This window comes from Streptomyces sp. NPDC055025 (assembly GCF_053608565.1).
This window is the reverse complement of sequence record NZ_JBSGVS010000007.1, coordinates 71,919-89,965: the sequence shown is the minus strand read 5'-3', so window position 1 is coordinate 89,965 and position 18,047 is coordinate 71,919. Positions and strand designations below refer to the sequence as shown.

Genomic DNA, 18,047 nt, shown 5'->3' with positions numbered 1-18,047 from the left:
CGACAAGAGGGTGTCCATGTCGTGGGTAGGGTGAACCTCATGCATGATCTCGGGGCCGGCTTCGGCTATTTGATGAAGGGCCAGCGCTGGGTCGTGGGCCATGGCCGGTGGTTCGGGTTCGGGCTGCTGCCCGGTCTGGTCACGCTGGTGCTCTACGCGGGCGCGCTCGTCGCGCTCTTCTACGGCGCCGACGATCTCACCGCCTGGGCGACTCCGTTCGCCGACGACTGGTCCTCACCCTGGCTCGGTCTCTTCCGCGGCTTTCTGACCGCGCTCGTCTTCGCGCTCGGTCTCTTTCTCGCGGTCATCACCTTCACGGCGGTGACCCTGCTGATCGGCCAGCCCTTCTACGAGTCGCTCTCGGAGGCGGTCGACCGCGCCGAGGGCGGCGAGGTCCCCGAGTCGGGCCTGCCGCTCTGGCGCGAGCTGCTGATCTCCGCCCGGGACAGCCTGCGGATCCTGGTACGGGTGACGCTCTACGGCGTCCTGCTCTTCGCGCTCGGCTTCATCCCGGTCATCGGGCAGACCGTGATCCCCGTGCTCGGCTTCTGTGTGTCCGGCTTCTTCCTGACGGAGGAGCTGACGGCGGTGGCGCTCCAGCGGCGCGGTATCGAGCTGAAGGAGCGTCTGACCCTGCTCCGGGGCCGCCGGATGCTGGCCCTCGGCTTCGGCGTGCCGCTGACGCTCGCCTTTCTCGTACCGGTCGTGGCGGTGTTCCTGATGCCGGGCGCGGTGGCCGGGGCCACGCTGATGGCCCGCGAGCTGGCGCCGGCGCCGGAGGATGCGTCGGACGGCGGAGCGAGCGGCGAGGGTGCGCCCCGGACGGGCGCACCGCTCACCCTCGACAAGTAGGCCCGGTCCGGCCGGACTTCGCGAGCCTGGGAGCCGGCCTGGCAGGCCATGAGGCCTCCGCGCGGTCCAGGCGGGCCGGGGGGCCCTGTCCTGGACCGCCCGGTCCGCCGGTCGGGCGCCGGTCAGGAGCGGGTCGGGCGCCGTCAGGAGGACTCGGCGGCCACCGTGATGATCGCCTTGATCTGGGCGATGATGTCCAGCCGGTTCTGGACGAACTGGGGATCGGTCACCGTCCCGGTCGCGGGATTGGTGTTCCCGGCCCCGAACTGGAGGACTGGCGTGTGGACATGGCCGCCCGGGATCTCCAGACCGAGCCGGTCGCGCAGCAGCGTCGCCCGGTAGGCGATCTCGTTGGAGAGATAGTCCCCGCCGCCGCCCGCGCGGGCCGCGGAACCGGGCGTCGGTCCGGCGGGCCGTACCACCGGAGCCGTCGCACCCGCCGGGATCTCGGTCACCGAGGTGTTGTCGTACACCGGGAACCGTCCGGTCGCCGCCGCCGTGATCGCGGCGTACGGGAGGCTGGTCACCGTCCACTGCGGCTGCGAGGCCGGGTCGCTCACCGGCACGAGCCCGGTCTCGGAGACATTGGCGTTGTCCCCGAACCCGCCGCGCCAGGCGCCGTTGAACCGCTCGACATCGATCCGGCCCACCCGGCCCTGGCTCACCGTGGTGAACAGATCGGCCTTGGACAGCGGACCGCGCAGGGCCCGCTCCACCGTGCCGTCGGCGAAGTCCGCCCAGCGGACCGGGAAGACGGCGGTCTCGATACGGGCCGGTCCGTCGGCGGTCCTGATGACGGTGCCGTCCAGGGCGAGCGCCGTCGCTCCCGACGGATTGCTGATCCGGATGTCGCTGTCCAGGGTGAACGGGTCGAACCCGGTCATCACGATCCGCTTGACGCCCTGTCGGCCCTTGCCCTCGCTCCCGGCCTTGCCCTCACCGCTGCCCCTGCCCCTGTCCTTGTCCTCGTTCCTGTCCCGGCCCTTGGCCCCGTCCGCCTTCCCGCCGGGGAAATCCAGCGAGTCCTGGCCGCGCGAGGAGCGCTCCAGCGCGCCGAGCAGAGCCGAGCGCGCGCTCTCGGAGAGCCCGAACCCCGGCTCCCACGAGCGCAGTTCGCGGGTCATCGCGAGCCGCGCCCAGTACAGCGGCCGGTCGTCGTCCCGGCTCAGATCACCGCCGGCGGGACCGCGTCCCTGCGCCCGGTCCACCGCCCGCTGCCACAGCCGCGCCCCCTGCCGTACGACGGTCCGCTCCGCCTCGGCGTAGGAGTCCGCGTGGCGCAGTGACCGTACGAACTCCGGCGCCACCCCGTCGAAACCGCTGCGCCGCAGGATCTCCTGCGGCACGGCCCGGTCGAGACGCTGCTCCTCCACGGTGGGGGTCGCGGCGGTGGGCGCCGTGGCGGTCCCGGCGGCCGGGACCGGCCGGGCGCCGGCGAGCGGCGGCGGCGCGGCCAGGGTGAGAGCGGTGGCGGTGAGCAGTACGAGTCCGGTCAGCTCCGGGCGGATCCGTCCGCGTATCCCTATGCGTACACCTGTCCGGCTCATGTGCCTCATGAGTCTCACGGGAGTCCTTCCGTCGGGTGGCGGAAGTATCGCCTCCGTACCGGTCTTCTGACCATGGCGCCTGACCGGCCGCAACTCCCCTTGCCGACCAGTCAGTTGCGCGCGCCCGGTCAGTCGCGCGGCCCCGGGCCTTCCGGGCGCAGCAGCGCCAGAAAGTCGCGGAACGCCGCCGGCATGTCCACCGACTCCGGGTCCAGCAGCCACTGGTACTGGAGTCCGTCCATCACGGCGGTCAGCAGCGGCGCGGCCCGCTCCGGGGTGAGCCCGCCCGGCAGCCGGTCGCCGAACTCGTCGCGCAGCACGTCTGCCATCTCGCCCCGGACCTGCTCGTAGCGGTGGGTGAAGAACTCCCTGGCCGGATGATCCTCCGTGACGCTCTCGCCGAGCAGCGCCGAGAAGGTCTGCACGATCCCCGGGCGCATCGCGTTGTACTCGACCAGCGAGGTCAGCAGCTCCAGCCGCCAGCCCTGCCGGCCGCCGCCCCCGCCGCCCGTGTCCCACTGGTCGCGCTCCTCCAGGACGGCGACGAGCAGCGCCTCCTTGGTGCGGAAGTAGTGGAGCAGTCCCTGCTGGGTGAGACCGACCCGCTCGGCCACCGCGCCCAGGGTGATACCCCGGTAGCCGCGCTCGGCGATCACTTCGAGGGTGGCGCGGAGGATCTCCGCCCGCCGCTCCTCGCTTCTGGCTCTCGCCATCGGCCGGATTCCTTTCCGCTCCGTCCACCGTCACCCGCGATCCCCCTCGCGTAACGAATGGATAACGTAATCTACTCATCTACAGATAATGGGGCCACCATGTCACCATTCACCGGTACTCGATATTCACCGGTACTCGACGAGGAGGTACGGCCATGGCAGGCGCATCCAACACCCGGGCCGATCAGGCCCGCAACGCCGCTGTCGAGGCGGCGCTGGGCAAACTGGATCTGGCCGCCAAGGCCCGGCTGCTGGCCGGGCAGGACATGTGGTCCCTGCCCGCGCTCCCCGAGATCGGGCTGGCCTCCCTGGTGATGTCCGACGGCCCCATCGGGGTCCGGGGCGTCCGCTGGACCGCCGACGACCCGTCCGTCGCCCTGCCGTCGCCGACCGCGCTCGCCGCCTCCTGGGACCCCGGGCTGGCCCGCCGGGCCGGCCGGCTGCTCGCGCAGGAGGCCCGCCGCAAGGGGGTCCATGTGCTGCTGGCGCCCACCGTCAATCTGCACCGCTCGCCGCTCGGCGGGCGCCATTTCGAGGCGTACAGCGAGGACCCGTATCTCACCGGCGAGATCGGCACCGGATATGTCAGGGGCGTCCAGGACGGCGGGGTCGGCACCACCGTCAAGCACTTCGTGGCCAATGACGCCGAGACCGACCGCTTCACCGTCGACAACATCGTCGCCCCGCGCCCGTTGCGCGAGCTGTATCTCGCCCCGTTCGAGGCCATCGTGGCCAATGCCCACCCCTGGGGCATCATGGCCGCGTACAACCAGGTCAACGGCTCGACCATGACCGAACACCGCTATCTCCAGAACGAGGTCCTGCGCGGCGAGTGGGGCTTCGACGGCTTCATCGTCTCCGACTGGCTGGCCGCGCGCTCCACCGTGGGCACGCTCCTCGGCGGTCTCGATGTCGCGATGCCGGGACCGAGGACGGTCTACGGCGAGGCGCTCGTCGCGGCCGTACGCGCGGGCGAGGTGGAGGAGTCCGCCGTCGACGAGGCCGTACGGCGCGTGCTGCTGCTCGCCGCCCGTGTCGGCATCCTCGACGGCGCCCCGCCGGCCGTCGGCGAACTCCCCGCGCCGGTGGACGGCGACGCGCTGGCCCGTGAGATCGCCCGCCGCTCGTTCGTCCTCGTACGCAACGAGGTACGGGACGGCCGGCCCGCGCTGCCCCTCGACCCGGCGAGGACCGGTACGGTCGCGCTCATCGGCGCGGCCGCCCGTGACGCCCGTATCCTCGGCGGCGGCTCCGCCGTGGTCTTCCCCGACCATGTCGTCCCACCGCTCGACGGTCTCACCGCGGCCCTTCCCGCGGGCGCCCTGACCTACTCGATCGGCGCCGACCCCAGTGAGGAACTCGCCGCCGCCGACCGGGGATTCGAGCTGACCGCTCTCTGCCGCGCGGCGGACGGGCGGATCCTGGGGACCGCCACCGTACCGGGCGGCCGGGTGCAGTGGGCGGGCAGCGACCTGCCCGACGGGGTCACCCACGACGAGCTGCACACCGTCGAGCTGACCGGCTCCTTCACCCCTCGCGAGAGCGGGAGGCACTCCTTCGGCACCCGCGGTCTCGGCGGCTTCGTCCTCACCGTCGGCGGCGAGGTCCTCTTCGACGGCAGGGAGGAGCCGAAACCGGCCTCCGACCCGTTCGAGGAGTTCTTCGGCGGCCCGGTGGAGCGCGCGCACGCCGAGCTGACCGAGGGCGAGCGCGTCGGGATCTCCCTCCTCCACACCGTCCACAAGGTCCCGGACGCCCCGATCAGGGCCGTCGCCTTCTCCCTGCTCCACCTCGGCCCGCGCCATGACCCCGACGAGCTGATCGCCGAGGCGGTCGAGGCCGCGCGCGGCGCGGACACCGCCGTCGTCGTGGTCGCCACCACCGAGCGCGTCGAGTCCGAGGGCTTCGACCGGAAGGACCTGAAGCTCCCCGGCCGCCAGGACGATCTCGTACGGGCTGTTGCGGCGGTCAATCCGAACACCGTGGTGGTCGTCAACACCGGCTCCCCGGTGGAGCTGCCCTGGCGCGACTCGGTGGCCGCGATCCTGCTGAGCTGGTTCCCCGGCCAGGAGGGCGGCGCCGCCCTCGCCGACGTCCTGCTCGGCGCCGAGGAGCCGGGCGGCCGGCTGCCCACCACCTGGCCGGCCGTCCTGGCCGACGCCCCGGTCTCGGCGACGACACCCGAGAGCGGTGAACTCCACTACACCGAGGGCCTGTTCATCGGCTACCGGGCCTGGGAGCGCGCGGGGACGGCTCCCGCGTACCCCTTCGGCCACGGGCTCGGCTACACCGACTGGGAGTACGAGACGATCGCCGCCACCACCGGCGACGCCCGGGTGCGGCTGCGCAACACCGGTGTCCGCGCGGGCCGTGAGGTCGTCCAGGTCTATCTGGCGCCCGTGGCCGGCACCTCCGCCGCCGGCGGCGTGGAGCGCCCCGCGCGCTGGCTGGCGGGCTTCGCCACCGTCGAGGCGGGCCCCGGCGAGACCGTGGAGGTACGGATCCCGCTGCGGCGCAGGGCCTTCGAGATCTGGGACGAGGAGACGGGCGCCTGGTCGTTCGTCCCCGGTGACTACGAGGTCCAGGCGGGCCGCTCGGTCGCGGACCGCAGGCTGACCGCCACCGTGGCGGCACACCCCGGGGAGTGAGACAGCCTCCGGGGCGCGCGTGGCCTGACCCCGCGCCGCCCCGGAGGCGGACCCGCCCGGTGGACGGGTCCGAGCCGTCCACCAGGACGGTCCGATCCGTCTATCGGACGGCGAACCGGTAGACCGTCGTCGAGCGGAACACCTCGCCCGGCCGCAGCACGGTGCCCGGGAACTCGGGACGGTTCGGGGAGTCCGGGAAGTGCTGGGTCTCCAGCGCCACCCCGTCACCGGGACGGTACGGCTCACCGTCGAAGTGGTCCCCGGTGTAGAGCTGGAGCCCCGGCTCCGTCGTGGTGATGGTCAGCACCCGGCCCGAGACCGGGTCGTACAGCTCCGCCGCCGGGTCGTCACCGTCGAGGACGAAGTTGTGGTCGTAACCGGAGCCCACCGGGCGCGGCTTGCGGAAGTCGAAACGCGTGCCGTCGACCGGCGCCGGCTCCCCGGTCGGCAGGGCGGCGGCGTCCACGGGGGTGATCCGGCCCGCGGCGATCCGCAGTTCGTGGCCGGCCGCGCTGCCACTGCCCGCGCCGCCCAGATTCCAGTAGGTGTGATTGGTCAGATTCACCGGTGTCGGGGCGTCCGTCACCGCGCGGTACTCGATCCGCAGCGCGCCGTCCGCGTCCAGCGAGTACGTCGCGGAGACATCCAGCCGGCCCGGGAACCCCTCCTCGCCGTCCGGGCTGATCCGGAACAGCCGCACCCCGTGGTCACCGGCCCGCTCGGCCTCCCAGACCCGCCGGTCGAAGCCGCGCTCACCGCCGTGCAGACAGTTCGGCCCGTCATTGGCCACAAGCCGGTGGGTCCGTCCGTCCAGGGTGAAGGCCGCGCCCGCGATCCGGTTCGCGTACCGCCCGACCAGCGCCCCGAAATACGGCCCGCGCGAGCCCAGATAGCCCGTGACATCGGCGAAGCCGAGTGCCACGTTGGCGACGGTCCCGTCCCGGTCGGGAATCTCCACCGACTGCACGACGCCGCCGTACGTCAGCAGACGCAGCCGGGTTCCGGCCCGTTCGAGGGTCCAGCGATGAACGGGCGTACCCTCGGGGGCCGCGCCGATGCGCTCCGTGCTCATGACAGTCACGATCAAGCACCCTACGCCGGGGCGGCGCGGGCTGCCACGGCCCTCCGCGCGGCCTACGCCAACGGATCCGCTGCCCTACGCCAACGGATCCGCTGCCCTACGCCAACGGATCCGCCGCCCTACGCCGGCGGATCCGCCGCGGTGATGTTGCGGTACGCGATCTCCGCGAGCCGGCTCTGTCCGTTCTTGCTGGGATGGAACCAGTCCCAGTGGCTGAGCTGCTCCCCGGTGAAGCGGTAGTCGAAGACCGCCCCGCCGTCGTACCGGCAGCGCAGATCCTTCGCGCAGACCTCCTGGAGCACCTTGTTGTAGGCCACCACCCGCTCGTACACCATGTCCCGGCGGAGCTGCGCCTGCTCGCTCATGTCCTGCGAGTCCCCGAGCATCGACGCGCAGATCCCCAGCTTCCAGATCTGCCGGCCCAGCGGATTGCCCCGGCCGGTGGACCAGAGCCGCTTGAGATCCGGCACGCTCGACACATACACCTGCGCCTTGGGCGCCCCGGCACGCAACTGGCGCATCGACGCCTCGAACGAGGTACGGAAGTCCTCGACCGGCGTCATCTGCTTCGGCGAGTCCCGGCACGCGTCATTGGCGCCCACCATCACCGTGACCAGCTCGGGTCCGTGCTGCGCCGCCTGGGCCATCTGGCCGGGCAGATCGGCCATCCGGGCACCGGTCACCGCGTGGTTCCAGCTCCGCTGCCTCACCGCGGGCGCCCCCAGGAGCCGCAGCGAGAGACTGCGCACCTCCATGTCCGTACCCGTCGACCAGGACACCTCCGGGCAGTCCGCCAGCACCACACAGGCGTCGAAGCCACGGGTGATCGAGTCACCGACCGCGGCCACCGAGGCGGGCGCGCGGTCCCAGACCGGGGTGGGGCGCGGGGACGGACTGGCGCTTCTCGACGCGGCGTCGGGGGAGGAGCCGCCCAGGGAGTCACAGCCGGCCAGCACTCCGGTCCCGGCGAGCACGGCGGCCGTGACGGCGGCGAGCCCGGCGCGTGGGCGCCGCGGACCCGTACGCCCCAGACCGCCACTCCGAAGGCTCTTGCGCATGTACGGCCCCTCCCCGTTGGCTCCTCTGACGAAGTCTGGCATCCGGCGGCGTCCTGCCGAGTGAAAGCTTCGCGCATATCGGCACCAGGACCGACCGTACGTCACCCCGGGCACCCCGCCGCACGGTAGCTTTTCCCACGTCGAACCAGAGGCGCCCTGATCTCTCGGCTCCGGTAAATTACATCACGTCACATGCTGTCCCTTTTGCGGAGTTTCACTCCCGATGCTGTTTACTGAGGCCGCTGGGAAAGGCGAACCTCGTCCCACACTGGAGGTCCCGGTGACGACACGTGGAGTTCTGTACATTCACTCCGCACCGCGCGCGATGTGCCCCCACGTCGAATGGGCGGTGGCGGGAGTACTCGGTCTGCGGGTCCAGCTCGACTGGATCCGCCAGCCCGCCTCGCCGGGCACCTGGAGGGCGGAAGTCTCCTGGAAGGGCCTGGCCGGCACCGCGTCCAAGATCGCCTCCGCGCTGCGCGGCTGGCAGATGCTCCGCTTCGAGGTGACCGCGGAACCCTGTCCCACCGCCGAGGGCGAGCGCTACAGCGCCACACCCGACCTGGGAATCTTCCACGCCGTCACCGGTCTGCACGGCGACATCATGGTCCCCGAGGACCGGCTGCGCGCCGCGCTGGCACGCTCCCAGCAGGGCGAGACCCAGCTGGAGGCGGAGGTCGCCAAGCTGCTCGGCAAGCCGTGGGACGACGAGCTGGAGCCGTTCCGGTACGCGGGTGAGGGCGCCCCGGTCCGCTGGTTGCACCAGGTGGTGTGAGCGGCCGGGACCGCCGCGTCCTACGGTGGTCCCATGGCTGATCAACTCGCAGTAGCTGTCATCGGTACGGGCATCATGGGTGCCGCGATGGCCCGTAACCTCTGCCGCACCGGACATGACGTCCGTGTCTGGAACCGCACTCCCGCCAAGGCCGAAGCCCTCGTCGCCGACGGCGCGCGGGTCGCCGCGACCCCCGCCGAGGCCGTGACCGGCGCGGATGTGGTGCTCACCATGGTGTACGACGGACCCGCCGCCCTGGCGGCCATGACGGCCGCGGGCCCCGGTCTGCGCCCCGGCGCCATCTGGCTCCAGTCCACGACCGTCGGAGCCGAGGCGGTCGCCCCGATGGCGGATCTGGCCCGTGAGCGGGGTCTGGTCTTCGTGGACGCCCCCGTGCTGGGGACCAGGGCGCCCGCCGAGAGCGGCCAGTTGCTGATCCTGGCGGCGGGTCCCGAGAAGGCCCGCGCCCCGCTCGCCTCCGTGCTCGACGCCATCGGCAGCCGTACGGTCTGGCTGTCCGAGGACGGCGGCACCGGCGCCGCCAGCCGGCTCAAGCTGGTCTGCAACAGCTGGGTACTGGCCCTCACCGCGGGCACGGCCGAGGCGCTCGCGCTGGCCAAGGGGCTGGACGTGGACCCGCGGTACTTCCTGGAGGCCGTCTCCGGCGGTGCGCTGGACTGCGGCTATCTGCACGCCAAGTCCGACACGATCCTGAAGGGCGACTACACCCCGAGCTTCACGGTCACCACGGCGGGCAAGGACGCCCGTCTGATCGTCGAGGCGGGCGAGGCCCACGGCGTACGGCTGGATCTCGCGGAGGCCGCCGCGGAACGTTTCCGCAGGGCGGCGGCACAGGGCCACGGTGACGAGGACATGGCGGCGACGTACTTCGCCAGCTTCGACGCCTGACCCCAGCTCCGACGTCTGACCCCAGCTCCGACGCCTGACCTGGGGGCGTCCGAGACCTGACCGGGGCCGTCCGGGACCCCATCCCGGACGGCCGAGGGCGCGCATGGCGCGACGGGCGCGTGCGTCCTCGCACGCGCCCGTGTGATCAGCGCGTTCAGATCGTACGGAGCGCCAGCACCACGTTGTGGCCGCCGAAGCCGAACGAGTTGTTGATCGCCGCGATCGTGCCGCTCGGGAGCGCGCGGGGCGCGTCGCGCACGATGTCCGCGTCGACCTCTTCGTCGAGGTCGTCCACATTGATTGTCGGCGGCGCCGTGCGGTGGTACAGCGCGAGAACCGTGGCCACGGTCTCGATACCGCCCGCGCCGCCCAGCAGATGGCCCGTCATCGACTTCGTGGCGGAGACGGCGACATGGTCCAGATCCTCGCCCAGGACCCGGCGCAGCGCCTTGACCTCGGCGACATCGCCCTGCGGGGTGGAGGTCGCGTGCGCGTTGAGGTGCATGACCTCGGACGGCTTGAGGTCCGTGTTGTCCAGCAGATTCTCCATGGCCTTCGCGATACCGCGGCCGGTGGGCTCGGGCTGGGCGATGTGATGGGCGTCGGAGGACAGCCCCTGGCCGAGCACCTCGCAGTAGGCCCGCGCGCCGCGTGCCGCGGCGTGCTCCGCCGACTCCAGGACGACGACACCCGCGCCCTCGCCGAGGACGAAGCCGTCACGGGCCGTGTCATAGGGGCGGGAGGCCTTGGTGGGTTCGTCGTTGTTCTTCGACATCGCCATCATGTTGGCGAACGCGGCGATGGGCAGCGGGTGGATGGCCGCCTCCGTACCACCGGCGACGACGACATCGGCGCGGCCCGTACGGATCATCTCCACGGCGTAACCGATGGCTTCGGCGCCCGACGCGCAGGCGGAGACCGGGGTGTGCACGCCCGCGCGGGCGCCCACTTCCAGACTGACGTTGGCGGAGGGGCTGTTCGGCATCAGCATCGGCACGGTGTGCGGGGAGACACGGCGCTCGCCGCGCTCCTTCAGCACGTCGTACTGGTCGAGCAGGGTGGTGACGCCACCGATGCCGGAGGCGATCACGGTGCCGAGGCGGTCGGGGTCCACGGCGGGGTCCTCGCCGGCCTTGGCGGTGTAACCCGCGTCCGCCCAGGCCTCCCTGGCCGCGATCAGCGCGAACTGCGCCGAGCGGTCCAGTCTGCGGGCGAGCGGACGGGGCAGTACATCGCCCGGGTCGACGGCCGCCACGGCGGCGATACGGACCGGCAGGCCGGCATAGCGCTCGCCCTCGAGAGGGCGGACTCCGGAGCGGCCCGCGAGCAGACCTTCCCAGGTCGAGGCGCTGTCGCCACCCAGTGGTGTGGTTGCGCCGATACCGGTGACGACCACGGTGCGATTGGTCGAGCTCACTGGAATTCTTTCTCCACGTGTAGAGGGTGCTGAATTTTTACGGCGCCACCACCGGGTGGCGTATGCCGCGATCCGGGTCAGGCGGGTCAGGCGGCCTGGTGCTTGGCGATGTAGTCGGCGGCGTCACCGACGGTCTTCAGGTTCTTGACGTCGTCGTCCGGGATCTTGACGTCGAAGCGCTCTTCGGCGGCGACGACGACCTCGACCATGGACAGCGAGTCGACGTCCAGGTCGTCGGTGAAGGACTTGTCCAACTGGACGTCCTCGACCGGGATACCGGCGATCTCGTTCACGATCTCGGCGAGACCGTCGACGATCTCTTCCAGGGTGGCGGCCATGTGGGCGCTCCTTCGATTGTACGCAGAGGGATATATCGGAACACGCTCCGGAAAGATCCGGTGTGCCTAGGGGAGGGTAACGACCGTCGCGGCATAGACGAGACCCGCCCCGAAGCCAATGACGAGCGCGGTGTCGCCGCTCTTCGCCTGCCCGGTCGCCAGGAGCCGCTCCATCGCGAGCGGGATCGAGGCGGCCGAGGTGTTGCCGGTGGTCTCGACGTCACGCGCGACCGTGACGCTGTCCGGCAGCTTCAGAGTCTTCACCATCGAGTCGATGATCCGCATATTGGCCTGGTGCGGAATGAAGACATCCAGGTCTTCCGAGCTGATTCCGGCCGCGTCCAGCGCCTGCTGGGCGACCTTCGCCATCTCGAAGACGGCCCAGCGGAAGACGGCCTGGCCCTCCTGCGTGATGGCCGGGAACTTCTCCACCGTGCCGTGGCGGTAATCGTCCCACGGCACGGTCTGCTTGATGGTGTCGGACTTGTCGCCCTCCGAGCCCCAGACCGTCGGTCCGATCATGGGCTCCTTGGCGGGGCCGACCACGACGGCGCCCGCGCCGTCGCCGAACAGGAACGCCGTCGCGCGGTCCTCCAGATCGGTAAGATCGGAGAGCCGCTCCACCCCGATCACCAGGACGTGCTCGGCCGAGCCCTCGACGACCATGCCCTTGGCCAGGGTCAGTCCGTAACCGAAGCCCGCGCAGCCGGCGGAGATGTCGAACGCGGCCGGCCTGCCCGCGCCGATCTTGTCCGCGATCTCGGTCGCGACGGCGGGGGTCTGCTTGAAGTGCGAGACGGTGGAGACCACCACGGCGTCGATCTGCTGGGGAGTGATCCCGGCGTCCGCGATCGCCTTGCCGGACGCCTCGATGGACATCGCGGCGACGGTCTCCTCGGGCGAGGCCCAGTGGCGGGTGGCGATTCCGGAGCGGGAGCGGATCCACTCGTCGGACGAGTCGATCGTCTCGAGGATCACCTCGTTGGGCACGATCCGGGTCGGGCGGTAGCCTCCCACGCCCATGATGCGCGCGTACGGGGCGCCCTTGCTGGGCTTGATCTTCGACATTGCTCTCTGGCTCCTATTCAGCCGTGGAGGAGTGCTCGGCGATCAGCGTGCGGGCCGCGTCGAGGTCGTCGGGGGTCTTCAGCGCGAGGGTCTTGACTCCGGGCAGGGCCCGCTTGGCGAGACCCGTCAGGGTGCCACCGGGGCACAGCTCGATGAGTGCGGTGACACCGCGCTCCTGGAAAGTCTCCATGCACAGGTCCCAGCGGACCGGATTGCCGACCTGACCGACCAGGCGCGTCACGATTTCGGCTCCGGTGGAGACGGCCTGTCCGTCGCGGTTCGAGATGTACGGCACGGCCGGATCGGCGACGACGAGCGATCCGGTGGACACTTCGAGCTTCTCGACCGCGGGCGCCATATGGTGCGTGTGGAACGCCCCGGCGACCTTGAGCGCCACCACACGGCGTACGCCCTCGGGCTTGTCGGCCTCCAGCGCGGCGAGTTGTTCGAGCGTGCCGGCGGCCACGATCTGGCCCGCGCCGTTCACGTTCGCCGGTGTCAGACCGAGCTTCTCCAGATGGGCGATGGTGGTGTCGGGGTCGCCGCCGAGGAGCGCCGACATCCCGGTCGCGGTGATGCCCGCGGCCTCGGCCATGGCCAGACCACGGGCCCGTACGAGTTCCAGGGCCGCTTCGTCGGAGAGCACGCCGGCCAGCGCCGTGGCGGCCAGTTCACCGACGCTGTGGCCGGCCGTGGCGTCGACCTCGCGTGCCATGTCCGCGGTTTCGGGGAAGAGCTGACGGGCCGACAGCAGCGCGGCCGCGACCAGCAGCGGCTGGGCGACCGCGGTGTCACGGATCTCGTCCGCGTCGGCGTCCGTGCCGTAGTGGACCAGATCCAGGTCGATGGCGGCCGACCACGCCCGCAGCCGGTCTTCGGCACCGGGCAGTTCGAGCCAGGGAGTCAGGAAGCCGGGCGTCTGAGCGCCTTGGCCGGGAGCGACGAGTACGAGCACTCTCACACTCTCTCTTGTGGACGGGGCATATCGCCCGTGAGGACAAGGACGAAGAACCGTCAGGGGAATTGTTGGAGTACGACAAAAGTCTAGGTCTGGGGGTCTCCGTCGGCCAGACGCCCCAGGATGAGTGCGATCCGCAGCGTGAAGGCCGATCTGACATCGGATGGTGACCATCCGGTGACGTCAGTCACACGTCGGAGCCGGTAGCGCACGGTGTTGGGGTGCACGAAGAGCATCCGGGCGGCGCCTTCGAGACTGCTCGCCTGCTCCAGATAGACACTCAGAGTCTCCAGCAGCGCCGACCCCGCTTCTTCCAGCGGTCTGTAGATCTCCTCCACCAACTGGCCCCGTGCGGCGGGATCGGACGCGATGGCACGCTCGGGCAGAAGATCGTCGGCGAGCACCGGACGCGGCGCGTCCTGCCAGGCGAGGCACGCCTTGAGCCCGGCCGCCGCGGCCTGGGCCGACTTGGTGGCGGCCAGCAGATCGGGCACCACGGGGCCCGCGACGACCGGGCCCGCCGCATACGGACCGATCAGCGCCTTGGCGACCTGGAGCGGATTGTCGCTGCCACCCGCGATCACCACGAGCCGGTCGCCCAGCACCCCGGTGAGCACCTGGAGCTTGGCGTGCCGGGCGGCCCGTCTGATCGCCTCGACGGTCAGCTCGCTGTCCCCGTCGGGGGCGGTGCCGAGCAGTACACAGACATGCTCGGGCGAGTTCCAGCCGAGGGCGGCGGCCCGGGAGACGGCGCCCTCGTCGGCCTCGCCGGAGAGCACGGCGTTCACCACGAGCGACTCCAGCCGGGCGTCCCACGCCCCGCGTGCCTCCGCGGCCTGGGCGTACACCTGGGCGGTGGCGAAGGCGATCTCGCGGGCGTAGACGAGGAGCGCCTCGCGCAGCGCGGACTCGTCGCCGGGCGCCGCGACCTCCTCGATCGCCGTCTCCATGACCTCGATCGTGGTCCGTACCATCTCGACGGTCTGGCGCAGGGTGATCGCCCGGGTCAGCTCGCGGGGGGCGGTGCCGAAGACATCGGTGGAGATGGCCTGAGGGGTCTCCGGGTGCCGGAACCACTCGGTGAACGCGGCGATACCGGCCTGGGCGACCAGCCCGATCCAGGAACGGTTCTCCGGCGGCATCGCGCGGTACCACGGCAGCGTCTCGTCCATACGGGCGATGGCGTTCGCGGCGAGCCGTCCCGAGGACTGCTCCAGCCTGCGCAGTGTCGCGGGATGCGGATGGGGTTCGTTCGAGGGTTCAGGCACGGGACAAGAGTGCCTCATCAGCGCGGCGGCCCGGCGGCCCGGGGTCGCAGGGTGTCCCGGGGACCGCACCCGGCCCGCCGGCGCGCGGACGGCGCCCGGACCTGTTCCCGGCCGGTCCCGGACCGGTCGGATCCACGGGAAACCCCCTACCGTTGAGCTGTGATTCTCGTGAGGCACGCAGCGCAGCGTCATGTCGGCGGTGACCCCGGCGCGGGCATCGAGTCCCTGCACGCCTTCTCCTTCGGGCGCTTCTACGATCCGGACAATCTCCGCTTCGGCGCGGTGCTCGCCTGCAACGAGGAGCGGCTCGCGCCGGGCGCCGGATTCGGTGAACATCCGCACAGCCATACGGAGATCGTCACCTGGGTCGTGGAGGGCGAGCTGACGCACCGGGACTCGGCCGGGCACGACACGGTCGTCGGGGCGGGGGACGTACAGCGGCTCAGCTCGGGCGGCGGGGTACGGCATGTGGAGCGCAACGACGGTGAGCGCCCGCTGGTCTTCGTACAGATGTGGCTCGCGCCGCTGGAGCCGGGCGGTGAGCCCGCGTACGAGATCGTCCGGGGCATCGCGGACTCCACGCCGTACGCCGTTCCGCAGGCCGGGGCGATGCTGCATGTACGGCGTCTTCAGGACGGCGAGCGCTCCGCCGTGCCGGACGCGCGCTTCGTCTATGTCCATGTGGTGCGCGGCGGGGTACGGCTGGCCGGCGGTGGCGCCGGCGGTCGCGGCGGGACGGGGGCGGCGGGGCTGGGTCCCGGCGATTCCGCGCGCGTCACGGACGCCGCGGGACTGGAACTGACCGCGGGCCCGGCGGCGGAGGTGCTGCTCTGGGAGATGTCGGGCTGAGCGGATCAGGCCGTGCGCAGTTCCGCCAGGACCGCGTCGGTGAAGGGCGGCCAGGCCTCGACCGCCCAGGGCCCGAAGGGCCGGTCGGTGAGCGCCACACAGGCCGCGCCCGCGTCCGGGTCGATCCACAGGAACGTACCGGACTGGCCGAAGTGCCCGAACGTACGCGGTGACGACGAAGCGCCCGTCCAGTGCGGGGACTTGGCGTCCCGGATCTCGAAGCCGAGACCCCAGTCGTTGTTCTTCTGATGGCCGTAGCCCGGCAGGACACCGGACAGCCCCGGGTGGACGACGGTCATCGCCTCCAGCACCGTGCGCGGATCGAGCAGCCGGGGCGTCTGGACCTCCGCGGCGAACCGGGCCAGATCGTCGACCGTCGAGACGGCGTCCCTGGCCGGTGACCCCTCGAAGGAGGTCGAGGCCATACCGAGCGGTTCGAGCACCGCCTCGCGCAGATAGGCGGCGAAGGGTATGCCGGTCGTCTTGGCGACATGCTCGCCGAGCACCTCGAAGCCCGCGTTGGAGTAGAGCCGGCGGGTGCCCGGCGCGCTGGTCACCCGGTGCTGGTCGAAGGCGAGACCGCTGGTGTGCGCGAGAAGGTGGCGCACCGTGGAGCCGTCGGGTCCGGCCGGTTCGTCCAGCTCGACCGCCCCCTCCTCGTACGCCACCAGTACCGCGTACGCCGCGAGCGGCTTGGTCACGGAGGCGAGCGGAAAGCGGTGCGATGTCGGGCCGTACGACCCGAGGACGGTGCCGTCCGCCCGTACGACGGCGGTCGCCGCGGTCGTCACCGGCCAGTTCTCGATCAGCGCCAGGCTCTGCATGGCTAGAGCGTAGAGGACTCGGAGAACCGGTCTCATGGAGGGACCGGGGGTAGGGAAACTCTTGTCGTTTTCCGCTTGCTTCGAGTGCACTCCAAGGATCTAGCGTTGAAGGTATGACGCTGACCCAGAGCAGTCCGGCATCGACCGACGGCGTGGATGTGTGCGCGGCGCCGCCCCGCGGACATCCGCGTCCCGACGGTGAGGACCGCTACACGATCAGCGAGGTCGTCGTCTTCACCGGACTGACCGCGCACACCCTGCGCTGGTACGAGCGGATCGGTCTGATGCCGCATGTCGACCGGTCGCACACCGGGCAGCGGCGGTTCAGCAACCAGGATCTCGACTGGCTGGCCTTCGTCGGAAAGCTGAGACTGACCGGGATGCCCGTCGCGGACATGGTCCGGTACGCCGAGCTGATCCGGGTGGGCGAGGAGACCTTCGAGGAGCGGCAGGAACTGCTGGAGCGGACCCGGCGCGATGTGCTGAACCGGATCACGGAGCTCCAGGACACGGTGGCCGTTCTCGATCACAAGATCAGCTTTTACGCGGACGCCCGCTGGGCGTCGGAGAGGGCCTGAAACCCGATGAGCGAGAGCAGGATCGAAAAAGTACGGCTGGGGACCGATGGTCCGGAGGTCGGGTCCCAGGGGCTCGGCTGCATGGGCATGAGCTTCGCGTACGGGCCGACGGACCTGGACGAGGCGCGTGCCACCCTGGAGCGCGCCCTGGAACTGGGTGTGACTCTGTACGACACGGCGGACGCCTACGCGGCCGGTGAGAACGAGAGGTTCATCGCGCCGTTCGTCCGGGCGCACCGCGACGAGATCGTCGTGGCGACGAAGTTCGGCCTCGGCATCGACCCGGCCCACCCCACGAAGCGTGTCATCCGCAACGATCCGCCGTATATCCGCCAGTGCGTCGAGGGAAGCCTCGAACGCCTCGGCGTGGACGAGATCGATCTCTACTACATGCACCGGCGCGATGTGAACGTCCCCATCGAGGAGACGGTCGGAGTGATGGCCGAGCTGGTGAGCGAGGGCAAGGTCAGGCATCTGGGGCTCAGCGAGGTCACCAGCGGTGAGCTGCGCGCGGCCCAGGCCGTGCACCCGATCACGGCCTTGCAGTCCGAGTGGTCGCTCTTCAGCCGGGACATCGAGGCGAAGGTCGTCCCGGCCGCGGTCGAACTCGGGGTGGCGCTCGTGCCGTACTCCCCGCTCGGCCGCGGCTTTCTCACCGGCGCGTTCGTCCACGCCGACCGGGAGCTGGGCGACGACGACTTCCGCCGCCAGCAGCCCCGCTTCACCGGCGGGAACGCCGCGGTGAACGCCGCGCTGCTCGACCCGGTGCGCAAGATCGCCGAGGGTCGGAACGCCACGCTCGGGCAGGTAGCGCTCGCCTGGGTGCAGCAGCGCGCGGCGGTCCACGGGCTGCCCGTCGTTCCGATCCCCGGCACCCGTAAGCGCGTCCGCGTGGAGGAGAACACCGCCGCCACGCATCTCATCCTCACCGAGAGCGAGCTGGAGCTGCTGGAGCCGATCGCGGGCCAGGTGGCCGGCGGCCGGTACGCCGACCCGGCGTTCTCCTCGGCGGGCCGCGAGTAGGGGACACGCCCGCGCCCGACCGGGGTGCGGTTCATGACAAGCCCGCCGCCGGCAGCCCCACTGCCGTGCGGCGGGCTTCGCCGTACGCGTGCCGCCGTACGCGTGCCGCCCCGCGGCAGAGCGCTTCGGCAGGGCGCTCCA

The 18,047-nt window shown here is 71.3% G+C and carries 17 protein-coding genes; 7 read left to right on the top strand and 10 right to left on the bottom strand.

From position 1 onward, the window contains the following. Window positions 1-39 precede the first annotated feature (39 nt). Window positions 40-852: an EI24 domain-containing protein gene (locus ACWGDX_RS06820; RefSeq protein ID WP_453622933.1), complete on the top strand. Its 813-nt coding sequence runs from the start codon at window positions 40-42 to the stop codon at window positions 850-852. Window positions 853-995: 143 nt separating this feature from the next. Here the strand turns inward: ACWGDX_RS06820 and ACWGDX_RS06815 are convergent, their stop codons facing one another. Next, window positions 996-2,408: a pyroglutamyl peptidase gene (locus tag ACWGDX_RS06815; protein WP_453622931.1), complete on the bottom strand. Its 1,413-nt coding sequence runs from the start codon at window positions 2,406-2,408 to the stop codon at window positions 996-998. Between the two features lie 119 nt (window positions 2,409-2,527). Next, window positions 2,528-3,112, bottom strand: coding sequence for a TetR/AcrR family transcriptional regulator (locus ACWGDX_RS06810; protein ID WP_365904657.1), 585 nt, complete (start codon window positions 3,110-3,112; stop codon window positions 2,528-2,530). Between the two features lie 155 nt (window positions 3,113-3,267). Between ACWGDX_RS06810 and ACWGDX_RS06805 the strand changes: the two genes are divergently transcribed. Beyond that, window positions 3,268-5,760 (top strand): beta-glucosidase, encoded by a 2,493-nt coding sequence (locus ACWGDX_RS06805; RefSeq protein WP_453622929.1) that lies wholly within the window; start codon window positions 3,268-3,270, stop codon window positions 5,758-5,760. Between the two features lie 100 nt (window positions 5,761-5,860). Here the strand turns inward: ACWGDX_RS06805 and ACWGDX_RS06800 are convergent, their stop codons facing one another. Together ACWGDX_RS06800 and ACWGDX_RS06795 are read right to left on the bottom strand one after the other, a co-directional pair. Beyond that, complete coding sequence (locus ACWGDX_RS06800) at window positions 5,861-6,832, bottom strand: aldose epimerase family protein (RefSeq protein WP_453622927.1); 972 nt, start codon at window positions 6,830-6,832, stop codon at window positions 5,861-5,863. A 128-nt stretch (window positions 6,833-6,960) separates the two neighbouring features. Continuing rightward, window positions 6,961-7,899 carry an SGNH/GDSL hydrolase family protein gene (locus tag ACWGDX_RS06795; protein WP_453622925.1) on the bottom strand — a complete coding sequence of 313 codons (939 nt, stop codon included), beginning with the start codon at window positions 7,897-7,899 and terminating at the stop codon, window positions 6,961-6,963. A 280-nt stretch (window positions 7,900-8,179) separates the two neighbouring features. Between ACWGDX_RS06795 and ACWGDX_RS06790 the strand changes: the two genes are divergently transcribed. Further along, window positions 8,180-8,674, top strand: coding sequence for a DUF3145 domain-containing protein (locus ACWGDX_RS06790; protein WP_363082108.1), 495 nt, complete (start codon window positions 8,180-8,182; stop codon window positions 8,672-8,674). A gap of 33 nt (window positions 8,675-8,707) precedes the next feature. Further along, a complete protein-coding gene (locus tag ACWGDX_RS06785; protein WP_453622922.1) occupies window positions 8,708-9,583 on the top strand; it encodes an NAD(P)-dependent oxidoreductase in 876 nt (291 codons plus the stop codon). Between the two features lie 154 nt (window positions 9,584-9,737). On the opposite strand, the gene fabF is transcribed toward ACWGDX_RS06785, so the two are convergent. From fabF to ACWGDX_RS06760, 5 genes are all read right to left on the bottom strand, one after another. Continuing rightward, window positions 9,738-11,000, bottom strand: coding sequence for a beta-ketoacyl-ACP synthase II (gene fabF, locus ACWGDX_RS06780; protein WP_453622921.1), 1,263 nt, complete (start codon window positions 10,998-11,000; stop codon window positions 9,738-9,740). An 86-nt stretch (window positions 11,001-11,086) separates the two neighbouring features. Beyond that, on the bottom strand, window positions 11,087-11,338 hold the full coding sequence (locus ACWGDX_RS06775) for an acyl carrier protein (protein ID WP_046502803.1): 252 nt from the start codon (window positions 11,336-11,338) through the stop codon (window positions 11,087-11,089). A 66-nt stretch (window positions 11,339-11,404) separates the two neighbouring features. Next, window positions 11,405-12,406, bottom strand: coding sequence for a beta-ketoacyl-ACP synthase 3 (locus ACWGDX_RS06770; protein WP_453622919.1), 1,002 nt, complete (start codon window positions 12,404-12,406; stop codon window positions 11,405-11,407). Between the two features lie 13 nt (window positions 12,407-12,419). Next, window positions 12,420-13,361, bottom strand: coding sequence for an ACP S-malonyltransferase (locus ACWGDX_RS06765; protein ID WP_453623038.1), 942 nt, complete (start codon window positions 13,359-13,361; stop codon window positions 12,420-12,422). Window positions 13,362-13,450: 89 nt separating this feature from the next. Beyond that, complete coding sequence (locus ACWGDX_RS06760) at window positions 13,451-14,650, bottom strand: PucR family transcriptional regulator (RefSeq protein WP_453622917.1); 1,200 nt, start codon at window positions 14,648-14,650, stop codon at window positions 13,451-13,453. A gap of 141 nt (window positions 14,651-14,791) precedes the next feature. On the opposite strand from ACWGDX_RS06760, the gene ACWGDX_RS06755 reads away from it, so the two are divergent. Beyond that, a complete protein-coding gene (locus ACWGDX_RS06755) occupies window positions 14,792-15,481 on the top strand; it encodes a pirin family protein (RefSeq protein ID WP_453622915.1) in 690 nt (229 codons plus the stop codon). A gap of 5 nt (window positions 15,482-15,486) precedes the next feature. On the opposite strand, the gene ACWGDX_RS06750 is transcribed toward ACWGDX_RS06755, so the two are convergent. Beyond that, window positions 15,487-16,305: a serine hydrolase domain-containing protein gene (locus ACWGDX_RS06750; RefSeq protein ID WP_453622913.1), complete on the bottom strand. Its 819-nt coding sequence runs from the start codon at window positions 16,303-16,305 to the stop codon at window positions 15,487-15,489. Window positions 16,306-16,418: 113 nt separating this feature from the next. On the opposite strand from ACWGDX_RS06750, the gene ACWGDX_RS06745 reads away from it, so the two are divergent. Next, window positions 16,419-16,883, top strand: coding sequence for a MerR family transcriptional regulator (locus ACWGDX_RS06745; protein WP_453622911.1), 465 nt, complete (start codon window positions 16,419-16,421; stop codon window positions 16,881-16,883). Window positions 16,884-16,889: 6 nt separating this feature from the next. After that, window positions 16,890-17,906, top strand: a complete 1,017-nt coding sequence (locus ACWGDX_RS06740; RefSeq protein WP_453622909.1) for an aldo/keto reductase — start codon at window positions 16,890-16,892, stop codon at window positions 17,904-17,906. The last annotated feature ends 141 nt before the right edge of the window (window positions 17,907-18,047 follow it).